The sequence below is a fragment of the Halorussus pelagicus genome, from assembly GCF_004087835.1.
Lineage (GTDB): Archaea > Halobacteriota > Halobacteria > Halobacteriales > Haladaptataceae > Halorussus > Halorussus pelagicus.
This window is the reverse complement of sequence record NZ_CP035119.1, coordinates 2,261,115-2,278,064: the sequence shown is the minus strand read 5'-3', so window position 1 is coordinate 2,278,064 and position 16,950 is coordinate 2,261,115. Positions and strand designations below refer to the sequence as shown.

The 16,950-nt window shown below is 64.0% G+C and carries 18 protein-coding genes and 1 tRNA gene; 12 read left to right on the top strand and 7 right to left on the bottom strand.

Annotated elements, in window-relative coordinates:
- Positions 1-2 precede the first annotated feature (2 nt).
- The 3 genes from EP007_RS11415 to hpt all read left to right on the top strand — a co-directional run bounded on the left by EP007_RS11415 (position 3) and on the right by hpt (position 4,123).
- A complete protein-coding gene (locus EP007_RS11415) occupies positions 3-1,634 on the top strand; it encodes a cation:proton antiporter (RefSeq protein ID WP_128477774.1) in 1,632 nt (543 codons plus the stop codon).
- Entirely contained in the window at positions 1,634-3,385 is a 1,752-nt protein-coding gene (locus EP007_RS11410; protein WP_128477773.1) for a Na(+)/H(+) antiporter subunit D, read from the top strand. The genes EP007_RS11415 and EP007_RS11410 overlap by 1 nt, the downstream gene beginning before the upstream one ends.
- 171 nt (positions 3,386-3,556) lie before the next feature.
- A complete protein-coding gene (hpt, locus tag EP007_RS11405) occupies positions 3,557-4,123 on the top strand; it encodes a hypoxanthine/guanine phosphoribosyltransferase (RefSeq protein WP_128477772.1) in 567 nt (188 codons plus the stop codon).
- A 299-nt stretch (positions 4,124-4,422) separates the two neighbouring features.
- On the opposite strand, the gene EP007_RS11400 is transcribed toward hpt, so the two are convergent.
- Together EP007_RS11400 and EP007_RS11395 are read right to left on the bottom strand one after the other, a co-directional pair.
- Positions 4,423-4,495 (bottom strand) — tRNA-Arg (locus EP007_RS11400).
- Positions 4,496-4,508: 13 nt separating this feature from the next.
- Positions 4,509-4,781 (bottom strand): Sec-independent protein translocase subunit TatA/TatB, encoded by a 273-nt coding sequence (locus tag EP007_RS11395; RefSeq protein WP_208023490.1) that lies wholly within the window; start codon positions 4,779-4,781, stop codon positions 4,509-4,511.
- Between the two features lie 215 nt (positions 4,782-4,996).
- Between EP007_RS11395 and EP007_RS11390 the strand changes: the two genes are divergently transcribed.
- Both EP007_RS11390 and EP007_RS11385 read left to right on the top strand, forming a co-directional pair.
- A complete protein-coding gene (locus EP007_RS11390) occupies positions 4,997-5,467 on the top strand; it encodes a redoxin domain-containing protein (RefSeq protein ID WP_128477771.1) in 471 nt (156 codons plus the stop codon).
- Positions 5,468-5,858: 391 nt separating this feature from the next.
- Positions 5,859-6,686 (top strand): HD domain-containing protein, encoded by an 828-nt coding sequence (locus EP007_RS11385; RefSeq protein ID WP_128477770.1) that lies wholly within the window; start codon positions 5,859-5,861, stop codon positions 6,684-6,686.
- Here the strand turns inward: EP007_RS11385 and EP007_RS11380 are convergent.
- From EP007_RS11380 to EP007_RS11370, 3 genes are all read right to left on the bottom strand, one after another.
- The gene (locus tag EP007_RS11380) at positions 6,683-7,051 is read right to left on the bottom strand and encodes an ATP-binding protein (protein ID WP_128477769.1); all 369 of its coding nucleotides are present in this window, start codon (positions 7,049-7,051) and stop codon (positions 6,683-6,685) included. The genes EP007_RS11385 and EP007_RS11380 overlap by 4 nt on opposite strands.
- A gap of 111 nt (positions 7,052-7,162) precedes the next feature.
- Positions 7,163-8,266: a glycosyltransferase gene (locus EP007_RS11375; protein WP_128477768.1), complete on the bottom strand. Its 1,104-nt coding sequence runs from the start codon at positions 8,264-8,266 to the stop codon at positions 7,163-7,165.
- An 85-nt stretch (positions 8,267-8,351) separates the two neighbouring features.
- On the bottom strand, positions 8,352-9,380 hold the full coding sequence (locus EP007_RS11370) for a glycosyltransferase family 4 protein (RefSeq protein ID WP_128477767.1): 1,029 nt from the start codon (positions 9,378-9,380) through the stop codon (positions 8,352-8,354).
- Positions 9,381-9,409: 29 nt separating this feature from the next.
- Here EP007_RS11370 and EP007_RS11365 point away from each other — a divergent pair, with 29 nt between their 5' ends.
- From EP007_RS11365 to EP007_RS11345, 5 genes are all read left to right on the top strand, one after another.
- Positions 9,410-9,643, top strand: a complete 234-nt coding sequence (locus tag EP007_RS11365) for a hypothetical protein (RefSeq protein ID WP_128477766.1) — start codon at positions 9,410-9,412, stop codon at positions 9,641-9,643.
- Between the two features lie 159 nt (positions 9,644-9,802).
- On the top strand, positions 9,803-10,078 hold the full coding sequence (locus tag EP007_RS11360; protein ID WP_128477765.1) for a ribonuclease P protein component 4: 276 nt from the start codon (positions 9,803-9,805) through the stop codon (positions 10,076-10,078).
- A gap of 1,386 nt (positions 10,079-11,464) precedes the next feature.
- On the top strand, positions 11,465-12,739 hold the full coding sequence (locus tag EP007_RS11355) for an orc1/cdc6 family replication initiation protein (protein ID WP_208023607.1): 1,275 nt from the start codon (positions 11,465-11,467) through the stop codon (positions 12,737-12,739).
- 81 nt (positions 12,740-12,820) lie between these two features.
- Positions 12,821-13,066, top strand: coding sequence for a YhbY family RNA-binding protein (locus tag EP007_RS11350; protein ID WP_128477763.1), 246 nt, complete (start codon positions 12,821-12,823; stop codon positions 13,064-13,066).
- A complete protein-coding gene (locus EP007_RS11345) occupies positions 13,066-13,950 on the top strand; it encodes a mechanosensitive ion channel family protein (RefSeq protein ID WP_128477762.1) in 885 nt (294 codons plus the stop codon). The genes EP007_RS11350 and EP007_RS11345 overlap by 1 nt, the downstream gene beginning before the upstream one ends.
- A 99-nt stretch (positions 13,951-14,049) precedes the next feature.
- Here EP007_RS11345 and EP007_RS11340 read toward each other — a convergent pair whose 3' ends face one another.
- Positions 14,050-14,937 carry an aminotransferase class IV gene (locus EP007_RS11340; protein WP_128477761.1) on the bottom strand — a complete coding sequence of 296 codons (888 nt, stop codon included), beginning with the start codon at positions 14,935-14,937 and terminating at the stop codon, positions 14,050-14,052.
- A 110-nt stretch (positions 14,938-15,047) separates the two neighbouring features.
- On the opposite strand from EP007_RS11340, the gene EP007_RS11335 reads away from it, so the two are divergent.
- Entirely contained in the window at positions 15,048-15,584 is a 537-nt protein-coding gene (locus EP007_RS11335; RefSeq protein ID WP_128477760.1) for a CinA family protein, read from the top strand.
- Between the two features lie 66 nt (positions 15,585-15,650).
- The gene (locus EP007_RS11330; RefSeq protein ID WP_128477759.1) at positions 15,651-16,133 is read left to right on the top strand and encodes a metal-dependent hydrolase; all 483 of its coding nucleotides are present in this window, start codon (positions 15,651-15,653) and stop codon (positions 16,131-16,133) included.
- Here EP007_RS11330 and EP007_RS11325 read toward each other — a convergent pair.
- On the bottom strand, positions 16,130-16,888 hold the full coding sequence (locus tag EP007_RS11325; RefSeq protein ID WP_368408074.1) for a PHP-associated domain-containing protein: 759 nt from the start codon (positions 16,886-16,888) through the stop codon (positions 16,130-16,132). The two genes, EP007_RS11330 and EP007_RS11325, sit on opposite strands and share 4 nt — an antisense overlap.
- Positions 16,889-16,950: the final 62 nt, after the last annotated feature.

Genomic DNA, 16,950 nt, shown 5'->3' with positions numbered 1-16,950 from the left:
CCATGACAGAAATCGACTCTCTCCGACCGGTCGCAGCGGTGTTGATTTCGCTCCTCGCAACCGTGCCCATCCTCGCCTCCCACCGGCGTCCGAACGTCCGGGAGTCGTGGACGATGCTGGCGGCCGGAGCCACGTTCGCCGTCGTGGCGAGCATGGTCCCCGGCGTCCTCGCGGGCGACACGTACGTCACGGACTTCGGCACGTTCGTGCCGGGCGTCGAGTTCGCGCTCCGGGCCGACGCGCTGGGCATCCTGTTCGCCCTGCTGGCGAGCATGCTGTGGGTCGTGACTAGCCTCTACAGCATCGGGTACATGCGCGGACTGGACGAACACGGCCAGACGCGGTACTTCGCCGCGTTCGCCGGGAGCGTGGCGTCGGCGGTCGGCGTCGCGTTCGCCCACAATCTGGTCGTGCTGTACGTCTTCTACGAACTGCTGACCGTGGCGACCTACCCGCTGGTCGCCCACGACGAGACCGCGGAGGCGCGGGCCGCGGGCCGGAAGTACCTCGCGTACACCTTCGGCGGCGGCGTCGCGGTACTCGCGGGCATCCTGTTGGTGTTCCTCACGACCGGGACGACCAACTTCACGCCGGGCGGCATTGCGGAGTTGGCGGCGGCCGACCCCGCGATGGCGCGGGCGGCGTTCGGCCTGCTCATCGCCGGGTTCGGCGTGAAGGCGGCCCTGATGCCGATGCACTCGTGGCTTCCCGACGCGATGGTCGCGCCGACGCCCGTCTCGGGACTGCTCCACGCCGTCGCGGTCGTCAAGAGCGGCGTGTTCGGCATCGCGCGGGTCGTCCTCGACGTGTTCGGTCCGGACCTCGTGGGCGACCTCGGGATGGGGCTTCCGCTGGCGGTGGTCGCGGCGTTCACGCTCGTGGTCGCCAGCGTCATCGCGCTCCGGCAGGACAACCTGAAGCGACGGCTCGCCTTCTCGACGGTGAGCCAGCTGTCGTACATCGTGTTGGGGCTGGCGGTGTTGCACCCCATGTCGCTGACCGGCGGGCTACTCCACATCCCCGCTCACGCGTTCATGAAGCTCACGCTGTTCTTCTGCGCGGGCGCGATTCACGTCGAGACCCACACCGACGACATCTCCGAGATGGCGGGCATCGGGAGGCGGATGCCACTCACGATGGCGGCGTTCGCCGTCGCCGCCGCCGGGATGGCCGGGATTCCGCTTGTCGCCGGGTTCGTGAGCAAATACTTCCTGCTCATCGGCACGGTGTCGGCCGGACAGATAGTGTTCACCGGTTCGCTGTTGCTGTCGGGCGTGCTGAACATCGCGTACTTCTGGCCGATTGTCTACGCCGCCTTCTTCGAGTCGAAGGGCGAGGAGGACCCCAAGCCGCTCATCGAGACCGTCCTCGGCGGTCGGTTCGGCGGCGACGTTCGCGCGGACGGCGGTAGTCACGCCGACGACCACGCGAGCCACGGCCACTCGGGCGACCACGGTCACGCTGGCGGCTGGGAGACTCGCGCGCCCACCGGCGCGGAATCGACGTGGTTCATGCTCTTCCCCATCCTCTTTGCGGCCTCGGGGTCCATCGTCCTCGGGGTTGTTCCCGACGCCGCGGTGTTCCTGCGAATCGTGCGTCACGTCGTCGCCGGAGCGACGGGGGTGACCATCTGATGGACCCAATCGTTCCGCCGTTCGTTCCGGTCTTGCTGGCGGCACTTCTGCTCCCGTTTGTCGGGCGGCGCGTCGGCCACGCGCTTGGCGTCCTCGCCACCGCAGTGGTCGTGCCGTACGTCTGGCTCGTTCCGACCGGTGAACACCTGCCCGTGAAGCTGTTCGGCGTCTTCGACGCCGTGCTGTTCAACGTGGACGGATTCTCCCAGCTGATGGGGATAATCTTCGGGTTCATCGGCGCAATCGGGGTGCTGTACTCGTGGGCGAGCGACGCCGATAGCCGCCAGACCGCGTTCGCGCTGAGCTACGTCGCCAGTAGCCTCGGAGCCGTCTTCGGCGGCGACTGGCTCACCCTGCTGTTCTTCTGGGAATTGATGGCCGTCACCAGCACCCTGCTGGTCTGGCACTACGGCGGCCGAGCGGTCCGGGCCGGATACCGGTACGCGCTCCTCCACGGCGTCGGCGGGACGCTGTTGATGGGCGCTATCGTCTGGCACTACGCCGAGGTCGGCACCTTCCTGTTCACCGGCGAGGGAATGGCCGGACCCGTCGCGCCTATCTTGGCGGGCATCGGCATCGGCGTCAACGTCGGCTTCGTCGGCCTGCACGCGTGGCTCCCCGACACGTACCCGCGTCCCCACATCGCCGCGAGCGTCTTCCTCTGCGTCTACACGACCAAGACCGGCGTGTACGGGATGTACCGCGCGTTCCCCGAGGGCGAACTCGCCATCGCCTACATGGGCGGCATCATGGCCGTCTTCGGCGCGGGGATGGCGCTGCTCCAGAACGACATGCGCCGACTGCTCTCCTACCACATCCAGTCGCAAGTCGGCTACATGGTCGCGGGCGTCGGCATCGGGTCGGCGCTGGGGCAGGCCGGAGCGATGGCTCACGTCTTCAACCACATCCTCTACAAGGGCCTGCTGTTCATGACCGCTGGCGTCGTCGTCTACCGCACCGGCAAGGAGAGCCTGAAGAAACTCGGCGGACTCCGCCACGAGATGCCGATTACGGCCGTCTCGTTCGCCGTCGCCGCGCTCTCGATTTCCGGATTCCCCGGATTCAACGGCTTCGTCAGCAAGGGAATCGTCATCTCCGCCAGCCACTACGACTTCCCGAAAGGGCCATTCGCAGTCGGCGACTTCCACACCTTGGAGCTACTCCTCCTCATCGGAGGCGTCGGCACTTTCCTCTCGTTCATCAAGTTCGGCTACTACGCGTTCCTCCGCGGCGAGTACGACGGCAGCGTCAAGGACGCCAACCGCGGCCAGACCGTTGCGATGGTCACCGTCGCCGCGCTCTGTGTCTTCTACGGAATCTTCGACGGCGCGCTGTTCGCACTCCTGCCCTTCGACGTGACCGGCCAAGTCGTCTCCCACGCTTACCACACCTACACGGTCAAGCACCTCGTCGAAGGGTTCGCGCTGGCGGCCATCGCCCTCGTCGGGTTCGTCCTCATCAAGAAACCGCTGGAGAAGGTCGGGGGGAGCGTCCCGGACATCGACGCGCTGTACAACCCCGCGGCGTTCTACGGCACGCGGAGCGTCGTCGTCGGCACCACCGAACTCTACGCCGCGGTCGATAGGGTCGCCGTCGCCGTCGCTGGCACGGCGACCACCGCCGTCCAGCGTCTCGGTCACGGCGTCGTCACGGGTCTCGGCGGTCGCCCGGTCGAACTCCGGACCGACATCCGCAACGGCGTCCTGCTCATCGTGATGGCGCTCGTCGTCGCGCTGGTTGTCGTCCTCTGACCGGCACCCGAGCGAACGTTTTTCTTCGGTCGCCACGCTCCCGAGCGACGCTCGAACTGTCGAGTCGCCACCGGTTCGACTGCGAAATCCATGTGAACGAACCCCGTGAAAATGCCGGGCACGGCCGACGCCAGACCGTCACCTTTTATTCGCACGTCGAGTACCTCCGACATGGAAAAGCTGAAGCAGTCCTTGCTCGACGCGCCAATCATCGAGAAAGACGGCTACCACTACTTCGTCCATCCCATCAGCGACGGGATTCCGGTTCTCGAACCCGGACTGCTCCGGGAAATCGTCATCCAGATTATCCGGAAAGCGGAGCTAGAAGACGTGGACAAAATCGTCACCCCGGCGGCGATGGGTATCCACATCTCGACCGCGGTCTCGCTGATGACCGACATCCCGCTGGTCGTCATCCGCAAGCGCGAGTACGGACTCGAAGGGGAAGTCGCGCTCTCCCAGCAGACCGGCTACTCCGAAAACGAGATGTACGTCAACAACGTCCACGAGGGCGACCGCGTCCTCCTGCTCGACGACGTACTCAGCACCGGCGGTACGATGAAGGCCATCACGGAGGCGCTCGAACATATCGGCGCGGACGTGGCCGACGTGGTCGCGGTCATCAAGAAGGAAGGGCCGAACGAACTCGACGACACCGACTACAACGTGAAGACGCTCATCAACGTGGACGTGCAGGACGGCGAAGTCGTCATCACGGACGAACACGGCGACGGATAGCGTTCGAGAGCGTCTTTTCTGGCGAGCGATGGGGACGACGACGTTTGCTTCGCATAGCGGTGCGAGTGGGCGCGAAGTCGAACGCTTCGTTCTCGGTCTCGCGTTGCTCGACACGAGAACGGGCGTGACGGGAGTGAGCAAACGCGGTTTGTTTGCGAACTACGTCACGCCCGCAAACGAAGTGAGCGGGCGTGACGGGATTCGAACCACGGTCGGACGTGCTCGCTTCGCTGCGCGCGACCTCCCTGATTCGAATCCCACACGCTTCGTTCTCGGTCTCGCGTTGCTCGACACGAGAACGGGCGTGATGGGATTCGAACCCACGGTCAGAAGGTTAGGAACCTCCTGCCCTATCCACTAGGCCACACGCCCCGCGAAAAAGCGGTTATTTGGTGTTCGTATCGGTCTCGGCGTCAACGGTCGAGTCAGTTGCCGGTTCGCTGTCGGCGTTGAGCGACTCCGTGCCGCTTTCCTGCATCTCTTGGAGTTCTTCTTCGACTTCCTGACGACCTTTCTTGAACTCGCCCATGGCCTCGCCCGTCGAGCGCGCGAGTTTGGGAATCTTGTTCGCGCCGAACAGCAGGACGGCGATGAGGAGGATGACCATCATCTCCATTCCGCCCGGAATCGGCCCGAATAGTGGAATCATCTCTACCATCTCTAGGTGAGAATAGCTGATTCTGAATTATAGGCTTTTTGCTCGTTGCACGACGCCCCAAACCGGTCGAAAACGACCGACAGAGCCGGTATATCCGTATTTTGGACATTCAGTAACTTCGAGGTGACAGCAACGTTGAACGTCGGTCCCAAGAGACCGACCCCGCTACGAGATTCGGAACTGTCTTTTCGCCGACGCACCAACTGCGGTCTGTAATGGTTACAGTCGGAGACGCCGCGCCTGATTTCACCGCACCGCTCGCAAACGGCGATGTCGAGGAGTTCACGCTCTCGGAGACCCTTGACGACGCGCCAATCGTCCTCGCGTTCTTCCCCGGCGCGTTCACCGGGGTCTGCACCACCGAGATGGCTACCTTCGAGGAGAAGTTGGACGAGTTCGAGGACGCCACCGTCTACGGCGTCAGCGTGGATGCGCCGTTCTCGCTCAACGAGTTCCGCGACCAGCAGGGCCTGAGTTTCGGCATCATCAGCGACTCGAACAAGGAGATAATCGACGACTACGACGTAGAGATGGACTTCGCCGACATGGGCTACTACGGCGTCGCCAAGCGCGCGGTCTTCGTCGTGAACAGCGACGGCGAGGTCACGTATGAGTGGGTCAGCGACGACCCCGGCGTCGAACCTGACTACGACGAAGTCGCCGACGCCGCCGAAGCGGCCGAGTAATCAGTTTCCGTCGGTATTTTTCTTTGCGAAAGCCCGGACCGTCGAGAAGTCACTAGCTATTGCCGACGGCAATCAAACCACGACCGCACCGCACTGCACAGCACCGCGACCGCACAGCCACTGCACACTGCCTCTCCGCATCTCGGCGAGCGAAGCGAGGGTCGGAAGACGCGGGTTGTCTTTCGGTGTGCGCGTTCGGCCGCGCAGAACCGCGAGGGCGGCCGAGCACGCGGCGCATCCCGTGGTCGGTCGCAATGCATGGAACTAAACGGTCGGGGATTCGCGGAACTCGATGGTCAGTAACGATTCGCGGAACGCGGGAAGTGGCGACGACCCGGCCAAAATCACGCGTGGCCGAGGCCTTTTTCCGCTCGGGCACGAGGTATCGGGTATGAGTGAGTCAGAGACCGAGGAATCCGACGACGTGAGTCGCACCTATGACCCCGACGCTGAACACGCCTTCCCCGACGAGCGTCTGAACGAGGTGTTAGCGGTCGTCCGCGAGGACCCCGAGATTCAGACGTACCTCGACGCCCAAAACGTCAACGCCGTCACGCGGAAGGGGTACAACGACCACGGCAGAAAGCACATCGAAATCGTCCGAAATCGCGCGCTGTCGCTGTACGACTTGCTGAAGCAGGGCGGCGTCGGGTTCAACGGCGCGTCCGAGCAGGGACTCGACGAGGCCGACGAGAGCGTCATCGTCGCGCTCGCGGCGACCATCCACGACATCGGCCACGTCGTCCACCGCGACGAACACGCCTACTGGTCGATTCCCTTGGCGGCAGACATCCTCGACCGCATCCTCCCCCAGTTCGACTTCTACGACACCGAGGAGGTCGTCCGAGTCAAGGGCGAGGTCCTCCACGCGATTCTCTGTCACCACACCGAGGAGGACCCGCTCACGACCGAAGCGGGCGTCGTCCGAGTCGCCGATGCCCTCGACATGGAGGAGGGCCGGTCGCGCATGCCCTACGAGAAGGGCGGCCGAGGCATCGACACCGTCTCCAGTCAGGCCATCCAGCGCGTCTCGCTGCGACAGGGCGACACCGTACCCGTCCTCGTGGAGATAGAGATGCTGAACGCCGCGGGCGTCTATCAGATCGACAACCTACTGAAGGCGAAACTCCGCGATTCGGGGCTGGAGGACGACATCCGCATCATCGCGGTCAACATCCGCGAGGGCGAGAACAATCTGGTCGAGCGCGTCGAGCTTTAAAACGCCACCTCGAAGCGCGCGCCCCGGTTGCGCGGTGACGCCGGGGACTCCCGGCCGCCGTCGGGCGTCACTTGTCGCGCGTCGGCGATCGCCGCGTTAGACGCGCTCTCTGTCACATCTATCGTCCAGTCGTGGGCATCGACGACCTGCTCGACGATTGCCAAGCCGAGTCCGGTCCCGTCCTCGCTCGCGTCGCAGACCGACAGATAGTTCTCCCCGACGTGGTCTCCCTTGGGACCGTCCGCAACTGCGAACTCCCGCCACGCCCGATTCGTGATGAGGATGTAGCCCGACCGGTCCAGCACGGCGGCTTGGCCCGGAAGCGCGTTGAACCCCGCACTGATGGCGGCGACTGAGATTGTCATGCTTCTCTCTGGAGTTGCACAAACTTATAACATGTGCAACCCCTCAGATGAGGGACTGCTAAATTCCGGTGTCGGACGCTGAAACGTATCGGAATCGGTCGTCGCCCGACGCTACCGGATGCGGTCGTAGATGCTCTCTAGCTTTTGGACCGCGTGTTCGACGCTCACGTCGTCGCGCCGGGCCAGACACCGCTCGCGGAGGTCGTCGCGGTCGGCCAGCGTCCGGCGAATCGCGGCTTTGAACTCGTCGATGTTCCCGCTCTCGTAGTGATAGCCCGTCTCTCCGTCCTCGATTGTGTTGGCGAGCGCGCCCGCGTTCGCGCCCACCACGGGCGTCCCGCAGGCGTTGGCCTCCAACGCGACGAGTCCCTGCGTCTCGACTGGACTCGGGAAGGCGAAGACATCGAGCGCCGAGTAGAACGCGGGCAGTTCCTCGCGGTCGAGAAAGCCGAGGAACCGAGCGTCAGCCCCGAGGTCGGCCGCTTGGGACTCCAATTTCTCGCGGGCCGGGCCGTCGCCACCGAAGACGACCGTCACGTCCATGTCGGCCGCCGCCGCGACGAGTTCCGGGAGACGCTTCTCGTAGCCGTGTCGCCCGGTGTAGCCCACGAGCGGTCGCTCGTTTCCGAGGTCGTAGCGAGCGAGGAACTCGTCGGTGTCAACCGGGCGGAATCGTTCGGTGTCGATACCGTTGGGAACCACCTCTACGTCGGTGTCCACGCCGACCTCCGTCTTCAGGTGGTCGCGGGTCGCCCCGGATGGTACCAGTACCGCGTCAGCCCGGCCGTAGAACCACCGCTCGTAGGCTTCCGAGACCCGGCCGACCAGCGACGCGATGGAGTCGGTCGGCGAGATGTAAGCGGCGTACTCGCTGGTCGGCGTGTGGTAGGACGCCACCAGCGGCACGTCCCGTTTCCGAGCGAGACGCAGGCCGCCGAGACCGATGTTGAACGGCGTGTGGGCGTGGACGACTTCCACGTCGCGGACCGCCTCGGGCACCGTCGGCGTGCCGAGTCGGAATCCGTCGTAGAACGGAAGCGGAAGGCTCCCGACCGGGTGTTCGCCGTCGCTCGGACGGTGGCCGTCAGCGCCGGGGTAAACCACGTCCATGCGGCCACCTGCTCGCTCCCACCGGTCGCGCCACGACTCGATGGTGTAGGTCACGCCGTTGACCGTCGGGAGGTAGGTGTCTGTGAACGCGGCGACCCGTTCCATTGTTGGCCCCTTTGGCAACCGGTAGTTAAGTCCTTTTGAAGTTCGCTCGCGGGCGAACACCGGGGTGAACCGGCGACGAAGGGGTTCAGGCCAGCTTTCGGTACAGCGACACGAGGTCTTCGCCGACCGCGTCGAGTTCGAACTCGCGGCTCTTCTCGGCCGCGGCGTCGCCGAGTCGTTCCCGCAGGTCGGGGTCCCGGAGTCGGTCCAGCGCGTCGGCGAACTCGTCGGCGGCCGTCGCGGCGTCGGCCGACTCGTCGCTGGCTTTCAAGCAGTGAGTCTCGTCGTCCAACCAGTCGTAGGTCGGGATGTCGCGGATGACCAGCGGTTTGCCACAGGACATCGCTTCCAGCAGCGCGATGCCCTCGTTTTCGTTCTTGCTCGGCCAGAAGAACGCGTCGCCCGCCGCGAACGCGCCCTCGATGTCCTCGACGTAGCCCGTGAACTGGCAGTTGTCGGGCGCGCTCTCGACGAGTCGCTTGGTGTCCTTGCTCTTGAGGAAGCGGTCGAGTTCGCCACCCGCGGGGTTGAGGAAGCCGAACCAGACGAAATCGAGGTCGGGCATCTGGCGGGCGGTCTCGACGAACGCTTCCAGTCCCTTGCGCTTGATGACGTGGCCGACGTTGAAGATTACGGGCGGGTCGAGGTCGTAGCGGTCCAGATATTTCTGCCGGAGGTCCGGGTCGTCGTAGCCCTCGACTTTCGCGGGGTCGAACCCGTTGCTGACGACCGTCTTGGGCGCGTCGGCGTACTCCTCGATGACCCGCCGGTTGTACTCGGAGGGGCAGACGAGGTGGTCGGCCAGCGAGTAGGCGTAGCGCAGATAGGGCTTCATCGGCTTGGCGAGGGCGTTCGAGAACGCGAAACTCTCCTCGAAGTCCTCGGCGGTCTGGTGGGTGTGAACGAGGACCGGCACGTCGGCGCGCCGGGCGCGCTTGGCGTAGTAGAGCGATTTCGGTCCCATGTTGTTGAGGTGGAGCAGGTCGGCGTCGAGCGTCGGTTCGGCGGTGTACTCGATACCGTGGCGGTCCATAATCTTGCGCTGGTTGTCCACCGACTGGGCGTGGCCGCCCGTGATGTACTCCTCCCACTCGAAGTAGTGGCTCACTCGCATCGTCGGCTCTCGGGGTCGGAGTCAGCGAGGTGGTTCTCGAAGAGGTCGAGTTCGGAAATATCGGAGAGACCGCTCTCGGAGAGGCTCTTCTCAGAGATGTCGTTCTCGCGGCCGTACAGCCTTGTCACTGTCCGACCGATGCGGCGGCCGCGACAAAACCCTACCGGAACGCACTGGATGGGGGTTACCGGAACGAACTTGATGAGGGTTACTGGAACGAACTTGATGAGGGTTACTGGAACGAACTTGATGAGGGCTACTAGAACCCGCTGGATGAGGGCGACTTCGGGGATTCGACGCTTTCGACACAAAACAAAAAATATATAACCTGCACCGAGAATTGCCCGCATGGGGCAACACAGGAACCTTCTATCCTTGTCCTGTCTCGCCCCGGAAACCCCCACCCCCCATTCCCACACTTCATGACGATAGCCGAAGAGCGCATCGAGCGACTCGCCTCGCTCGCCCGTGACGCCGCCGCCGAGTGCCACGACGACCGCGCCCGAGACTACGTGCGACTCGCGCGTAGACTCGCCGAGCGCAACAGACTCTCGCTTCCCACGCAGTTCAAGCGCTTCACCTGCGACGACTGCGACGCCTACCTCCGACCGGGGAAGAACGCCCGTGTCAGGCTACAGGGCGACCACGTCGTCGTCACCTGCGACTGCGGCGAACAGGCGCGATACCCCTACGAGTAGTCGATTCGCCCCGTCGAGCCGCCCCGGCGTTCGGTTTTGCTTCTCCGTGTCGAGGAGACACCTCTATCGATTTGTACTCGACGCCGGGAGACGTTCCCACACACCTCTATCGAAGTGTGTTCCGTGTCAGAGTGGGGGTAACTCGTTCAGTCAGTGAGTAGATTCCATAGCGAGGAATGCGTCTACCCATCCTTATCTGCGACTTCGGAGCAGTGGATACCTCTACCCATCCCTATCTCTGACTTCGGAGCAGTGGGTACCTTTGTCCGCCACTATTTTCGCCTTCGTCGCGGCAAGTGTCGGGTCTCTCTCGCTGTGAGACCGATTTAGTAATACACGTCTATCGAAGTGTATCGGAGAAAGGAAGCTGAGAGACGCACACCTCTATCGAAGTGTTTGCGTGCTCATCAGTGGAAGTTGACTCACCCGAGAACACTCGTCTCGCTACAGCGAGTTCGGAGAACGATTGAGAGTTTACTCGTTTCTCGCGCATTCGTATCCTTGCTGGTTCCTTTCTCTTCGTTCTCCACCTTCTCTGTTCTCCTCTCCTCTCTGTTCTCCTCTCCTCTCTTTTCCTCTACTCTACTCTACTCTACTCTTCTAGAGAAACGACAAAAATGAAGAAGCGATAGATACAACGAAACACATCGAACACTTCGATAACGGTGAGTGGGAGTTCCTTTTAAGAAGAGATGAGTTTATGCGTATCGCCCTCAAAAACACGCAAAATCGGTCGTACCGTCGGTCTTGCAGAGACACGACCCCGGTGGACGTTCCTCGACACTCCCACCCCTCCCTCCATACGACCGAAACACTTCGATAGAGGAGTCTCTCTGTCAAGAGCTACGCCTCGCCGCCGGTCACAGCGAGAGTTCGTCTCGCTCGAAGCAAACACTTCGTCAATACCGTCCGAGATATCGACTTCGCAACGCCGAGACCGTCGTCTCCGGTATCGTCGCCGAACGTACGGACCGAATACACATCGATAACGGCAAAGTTTAATGGATGGGCCGAGACGCTCGAAGCATGAATTCTGACGCTTCAGTTGGAAATACCGAAGAGGGGGACGCTTCTCTCGGGGACGACGAGGCCGATTCGCGCCCCGCGGACTCGCGGGCCGCGGCGGTGGCTGGGGAGAGAGAAGCCGAGGGACCGGGGCAGATCGCCGAGTCGGAGACGACGGATGTCGTCGAGTCGAGGACGACGGACGAGGTGGACGACTCCATCGAGTCCGAGGAACCCACCGAGTCGGAGGGTCCTACCGAGTCCGAGGGCGATGTCGAACGGGGAGAGACCACCGAACAGCGAGACGCCGCCGAACAGCGAGAGACCACCGAACCGGACGAAGCGGCCACCGACGAGGACGGGTCGAAGTCCATCGAGGAGATGCTGTTGGATTTCGACGAACAGCAGTCGCTCATTCGCAATCGCTCGCTGCTCAACCCCAACGAGGTCGTCGAGGAAGAGCGCATCGTCGGCCGCGACGAGCAGTTGACACAGGTCACGAAGATGCTCCGAGTCGCCATCGGCGACAATCGCCCGCCGAACCTCTTTCTGTACGGGCCGTCGGGGACCGGCAAGTCGCTCATTATCAACGCGGTCTGTGAGAACATCGGTCGCCTCTGTGACAGTCGGGGGATTCGGTTCGGCGTCGTCGAGATGAACTGCCAAGACATCGGCACGCTCGGGTCGGCCGTCTACGAACTCGCCATGAAGGTCGCCGACCAAGCGGGCGTCCCCCTCGAAGTGCCCCAGCACGGGGTCTCGACCAAAGAGAAGTGGCGGGAACTCTACCGGCTGGTCAACGATAACTTCGACACGGTCGTGTTCGTCCTTGACGAACTCGACATGCTCGTCGGGCGACGCGACAAGGACCAACCGGCGTTCTCCCGACTGCTCTACCAACTCTCTCGCGCGGGGTCGAGCAACGACATCACCGCGCAGGTCTCGATTGCGGCCATCACGAACGACACGAAGATGCTCGAATCGGTCGGGAGTCGCGCGCTGAGTTCGTTCACGCCCGAGGACGTTCACTTCGACGACTACGACGCCAATCAGTTGCGCGCGATTCTCCGTCATCGGGAGGACGCGTTCCGCGAGGGCGTCCTTCAGGACGACGTGATTCCGCTCGCGGCCGCGTTCGCCGCGCAGAACCACGGCGACGCTCGGAAGGCCATCGACCTGATGCGAGTCGCGGGCGACCTCGCCGAACGAGAGGGTGGGGACCGCGTGGGCGAACAGCACGTCCGGAAGGCACAGGACAAAGTCGAGCGCAACCGCGTCCTCGAAGTGACGCGAGGAATCAGCACCCAGAAGAAGCTCTGTCTGTACGCGACGGCGGCCGTGGCCGACGAGAGCGGGGATAGCTCGGCCCGGAGTACGACGGGGTATCAGGTCTATCGCTTCCTCACGGACGCGCTCGACGCCGACCAGTACCATCAGGAGACCTACGTCAACAAGATGAAGGAGCTGACGACCTACTCCATCGTCGAGTCCGAGCGCAAGAGCCACGGTCCCTCTTCGGGGATGTTCATCGAGTTCACGTTCAACGAGCAACCCGAGACCATCATCGAAACGCTCGGCGAGGATTCCCGGCTCGGGGACCTGTCGAGCGACGAGGTCACGGCCGTCGTTCGCGCGCAACTCTCGAACGGCGGATAGCGCCGAGAGATCGTCGGACTCGGCCCCCACTCACCGAGGCGGTGCAAGCCCTTTAAGGCCGTTCGTACCCCAAACGAAACTATGACCGACGAAGACCTCCGGAAGCAGGCCCACGACCTCGACGTGACCGTTTGGGTCGGCAAGAGCGGTATCGACGCCGTGACCGACGAACTCGCCGACCAGCTCGCCGACCGGGAACTCGTGAAGGTGAAGTTCCTTCGTGCGGCCCGCGGCGGCACCACAACCGACGAACTCGCCGAGGAGCTAGCGGAACGAGTCGATTCGGACCTCGTGGAGACGCGAGGGAACACTGCGGTTCTGCACTGATGGTTGACCCGCTCCCGTTTCTGGACCGTGTTCTCGACACGGGCTACGCGACGGCAATCACGCAGGCGCTCTACTTCGTCGCCGCGTTCGTCGCCATCTACGTCGTCGGCCGCCTGACGGTGATTCCGCTCGTCAGTCGCTTCCTCGACCGCCAGAGTATCGACAAGCACGCGAAGAAACCGCTGCTCAAGATTACGAAGTTCGCGGTCGTGTTCGTGGCCGTCTCGGTGGCGTTCGGGGCCGCCGACTACGGCAACTTCCTAACCTCGCTGGCGACTATCGCGGCGGCGGCCACCCTCGCCATCGGCTTCGCCATGCAGGACGTTATCGCCAACTTCGTCGCGGGCGTGTTCATCTACACCGACCAGCCGTTCAAAATCGGTGACTGGGTCGAGTGGGACAACGGAAGCTACTCCGGCGTCGTGGAGGACATCGGTCTGCGCGTGACCCGCGTGCGCACCTTCGACAACGAACTGTTGACGGTGCCTAACTCGCAGTTGACCGACGGCGTCATCAAGAACCCCGTCGAGGGCGAGCGACTCCGCCTGAAGTTCCTGTTCGGTATCGGTTACGACGACGACATCGAGCGCGCGACCGAGATAATCGTCGAGGAGGCCGAGGCGCATCCGGACATTTTGGACGACCCCGCGCCTTCTGTCCGACTCACCGAACTCGGCGACTCGTCGGTCGGTCTCCAGTCGCGCATCTGGATCGACGACCCCTCGCGGGGCGACTACGTGAAAACCCGCGGCGAGTACGTGACCAACGTCAAACGGCGCTTCGACGAGGAAGGCATCGACATTCCGTACCCGAACCGCACCCTCGAAGGCGGTCTCGAACTGGCGAACGTCGAGGCGACGGTCGGCGCGACGGGCGACGACTGACCACCGTTTGCCGCGCTCCGAGCTGCCGTCGCTGACCCTTTTGAAACTCACCGAGGACCGAGCGACGCGGCGCTCGATCGCCGACTCCGCTCGGGCGACCTACTCGTAGCACTCGCGCTCGACGCGGGCGTCGAAAGCCTCGGCGAGGCGTTCCGTGACGGGTCCAGCGCCGAGTTCGACGGACTCACCGTCTTCCGCCCCTTCGACCGCCGCGAGCGGCCGAATCTCCCACGTCGAGTTCGTCAGAAACGCCTCGTCGGCGTCGCGGAGGTCGGCGGGGTCGTCGGTTCCTTCCTCGACCGGAACGCCCTCCGACTCGGCGAGTTCGAGGACGACCCGGCGCGTGATTCCCGGCAGAATCGGCCCGTCGAGGCTCGGTGTGTGGAGGACGCCCTCGCGGACGAAAAAGAGGTTGCTCGTCGCGCCCTCGGTGAGGTTTCCGTCGGAATCGAGCATGAGGGCTTCGTCGGTCTCCTCCGAGAGTTCGAGTCTGGCGAGAATCCCATTCAGGTAGTTGTGCGTCTTGGCGTGGGCGGGCAGCGCGGCGTCGGGAATCCGGCGCGTCTCGACGACCGCCGCGGTCGCCGGGCCGTCCCAGACCGGTTCGCCGCCGGAAGACTCACGGCCGCCGCGCGGGAGTTGTGCGACGTAGACGACCACGGTGGGGTCCTCGACCGGACCGGGCGAGAGTTTGCCGGGTTGGACGCCCCGCGAGATGGAGAGTTTGACGTAAGCGTCTTCGAGGTCGTTCGCGTCCAGCGTCTCCCGTATCCGGCCCCGGAGGTCGCTCTCGGAGAGACCGTGGTCGAGCGAGAGGGCGCGGCAGGTCCGCGCGAGGCGGTCGGCGTGGGTTTCCCACTCGAAGACGCGACCGCCGTAGGCCCGAAGCGTCTCGAAGGCGGCGTCGCCGTACATGAACCCGCGGTCCCGGACGCTGACGGTGGCCTCCTCGGCGGGCACTAACTCGCCATCGACGTGGTACTGCATGGGCGTATCGTCGGCGACCGGCGTAGAGAAGCCTTCGGAACGCTCGCTTCTCGCGGTCTGTCCGAGTGCCCTCCCCTACTTCTTTTTACGGCGCGCTCTCACGTTCGGACATGAACGAACGTGACGCGGACCGCGACCGACCGCCCATCGAGCAGCGACTCGGAGACGCCCTGCGAGAGCGCGAGGAGACTATTGCTGTCGCCGAATCCTGTACTGGCGGTCTCGTCGGGTCGATGCTGACCGACGTGGCGGGGTCAAGCGACTACTTCGACCGCGGGTTTGTGACCTACTCCTACGACGCCAAGATGCAGGACCTCGGCGTCGCCCGCGAGGACTTAGACGAACGCGGCGCGGTCAGCGACCCCGTGGCGCGCCAGATGGCCCGCGGCGTCCGCGACGCCGCCGGAACGACGTGGGGCGTGGCGACCACCGGCATCGCCGGACCGACCGGCGGGAGCGACGAGAAACCGGTCGGGACCGTCTTCGTCGGCGTGGCGTACGCTGGCGACTGGGGCACGCAGGCATCCTACGCCGTGGTCTCGCGCTACGAGTTCGACGGCGACCGGCGAGAGGTAAAGGCCAAAATCGCTCGGCAGGCGCTCGCAGATGTGCTGAGCGAAGTCAAGTCCGAGTCCGACGGCGAGTAGCAAGACGCGCGTCAGACATTGGAAGGAAACCCTTGAGTCGCCGCCCCAGAAGGTGTCGGACAACCCATGAACAAGGAGGGACACGTTCTGAACGCCGTGTTGTTGAGTATCGGTCTGGGGTACGTCTTCTACCCCGCGGGCGACGTGCCGACGTTCCGGGCCATCGCCGAGATGTCGGTTCCGCTCGTCCTCGGGGCGCTGTTCCCGGACGTGGACACCGCGTTCGGCAAGCACCGCAAGACGCTCCACAATCTGCCCGTGCTGGCGCTCTTCTACGCGTGGCCGGTCTTCTTCAACAACCTTCACTTCGTCTGGATGGGCGTGGCGACCCACTACGTACTCGACGTTGTGGGGAGCAAGCGGGGCATCGCGCTGTTCTATCCCTACACCAAGGAGTACAACCTCCCGGTTGGCGTCGCGGTCTCCAGCGAGCGTGCGGGTCTCGTCACGGTCGTTATCTCGGTTCTGGAGGTCGCGCTCGTCGCCGTGGTCGTCCAGCTTGAGCTGCCGATTCAGGACATCACGACGACGGTCTCGGGTCTCGTCTAGTAGACGCCCTCGAACCGGTCGTCGTAGGCGATGTGGTCGGGGTGGGTCGGTTCCATCCCCGAGAGGAACAGGCGGTCGATTTTCTCGTAGGAGTTCTCCCACCCGAGGTGCGCGAACTCCGCGGCACACCGGAGGCGGTGTCCCCACCCCGACCGGCGGACGATTCTGCGCCGCGCGCCCTCCTTGAGCGCGGCGACCAGTTCGTCCGCCGAGTCGAGCGCCCGGTCGAACTCGGTCCACGCCTCGCCGACCGAACTCCGGAGGTGCGCGTACGAGGACGTGAACGCCGGTAGGTCGAACTCGGCGGCGAGAGTCCGGGCGCGCTCGTTATCCCGCGACCAGTGTTTCGGGTTGTACGTCTCTACAGCGTCGATGCGGTCGGCGTAGGTTTCGAGGTCCGCTTCGGAGACGCTGACATTAAGGAATTCGGGGTGGGGCGCGAGGACCGCGGCGTCCTGTTGGTCGAACTCGTCCATCGCGGCGTCGAACGGGATGAAGTCCGGCACGGGGTCGTCCAGTCCGACGACGAGGAGGTGTCTGCGGTTCTGCCAGTTCCCGGTGAACACCTCGCGGGCGGGCACCACCAGCAAGTCGTCGTCGGAGTAGCGGGCGGCCTCATCCCGGACGGTCGGCAGGCGCTCGAAGTGGGGCGCGTACACCAGCGCGTCCAGTCCGCGGGCCTTCGCTCGCTCGACCACCTGTCGGTCGAGTACCTTGACGTGCATATCGACGCGGAACGACTCGCCCTCAGTCACGACTGTGTTTTTGTTGCTACAGCCTCCGGTTAACGATTCTGATTTCTAGGATTTCAGTTGGC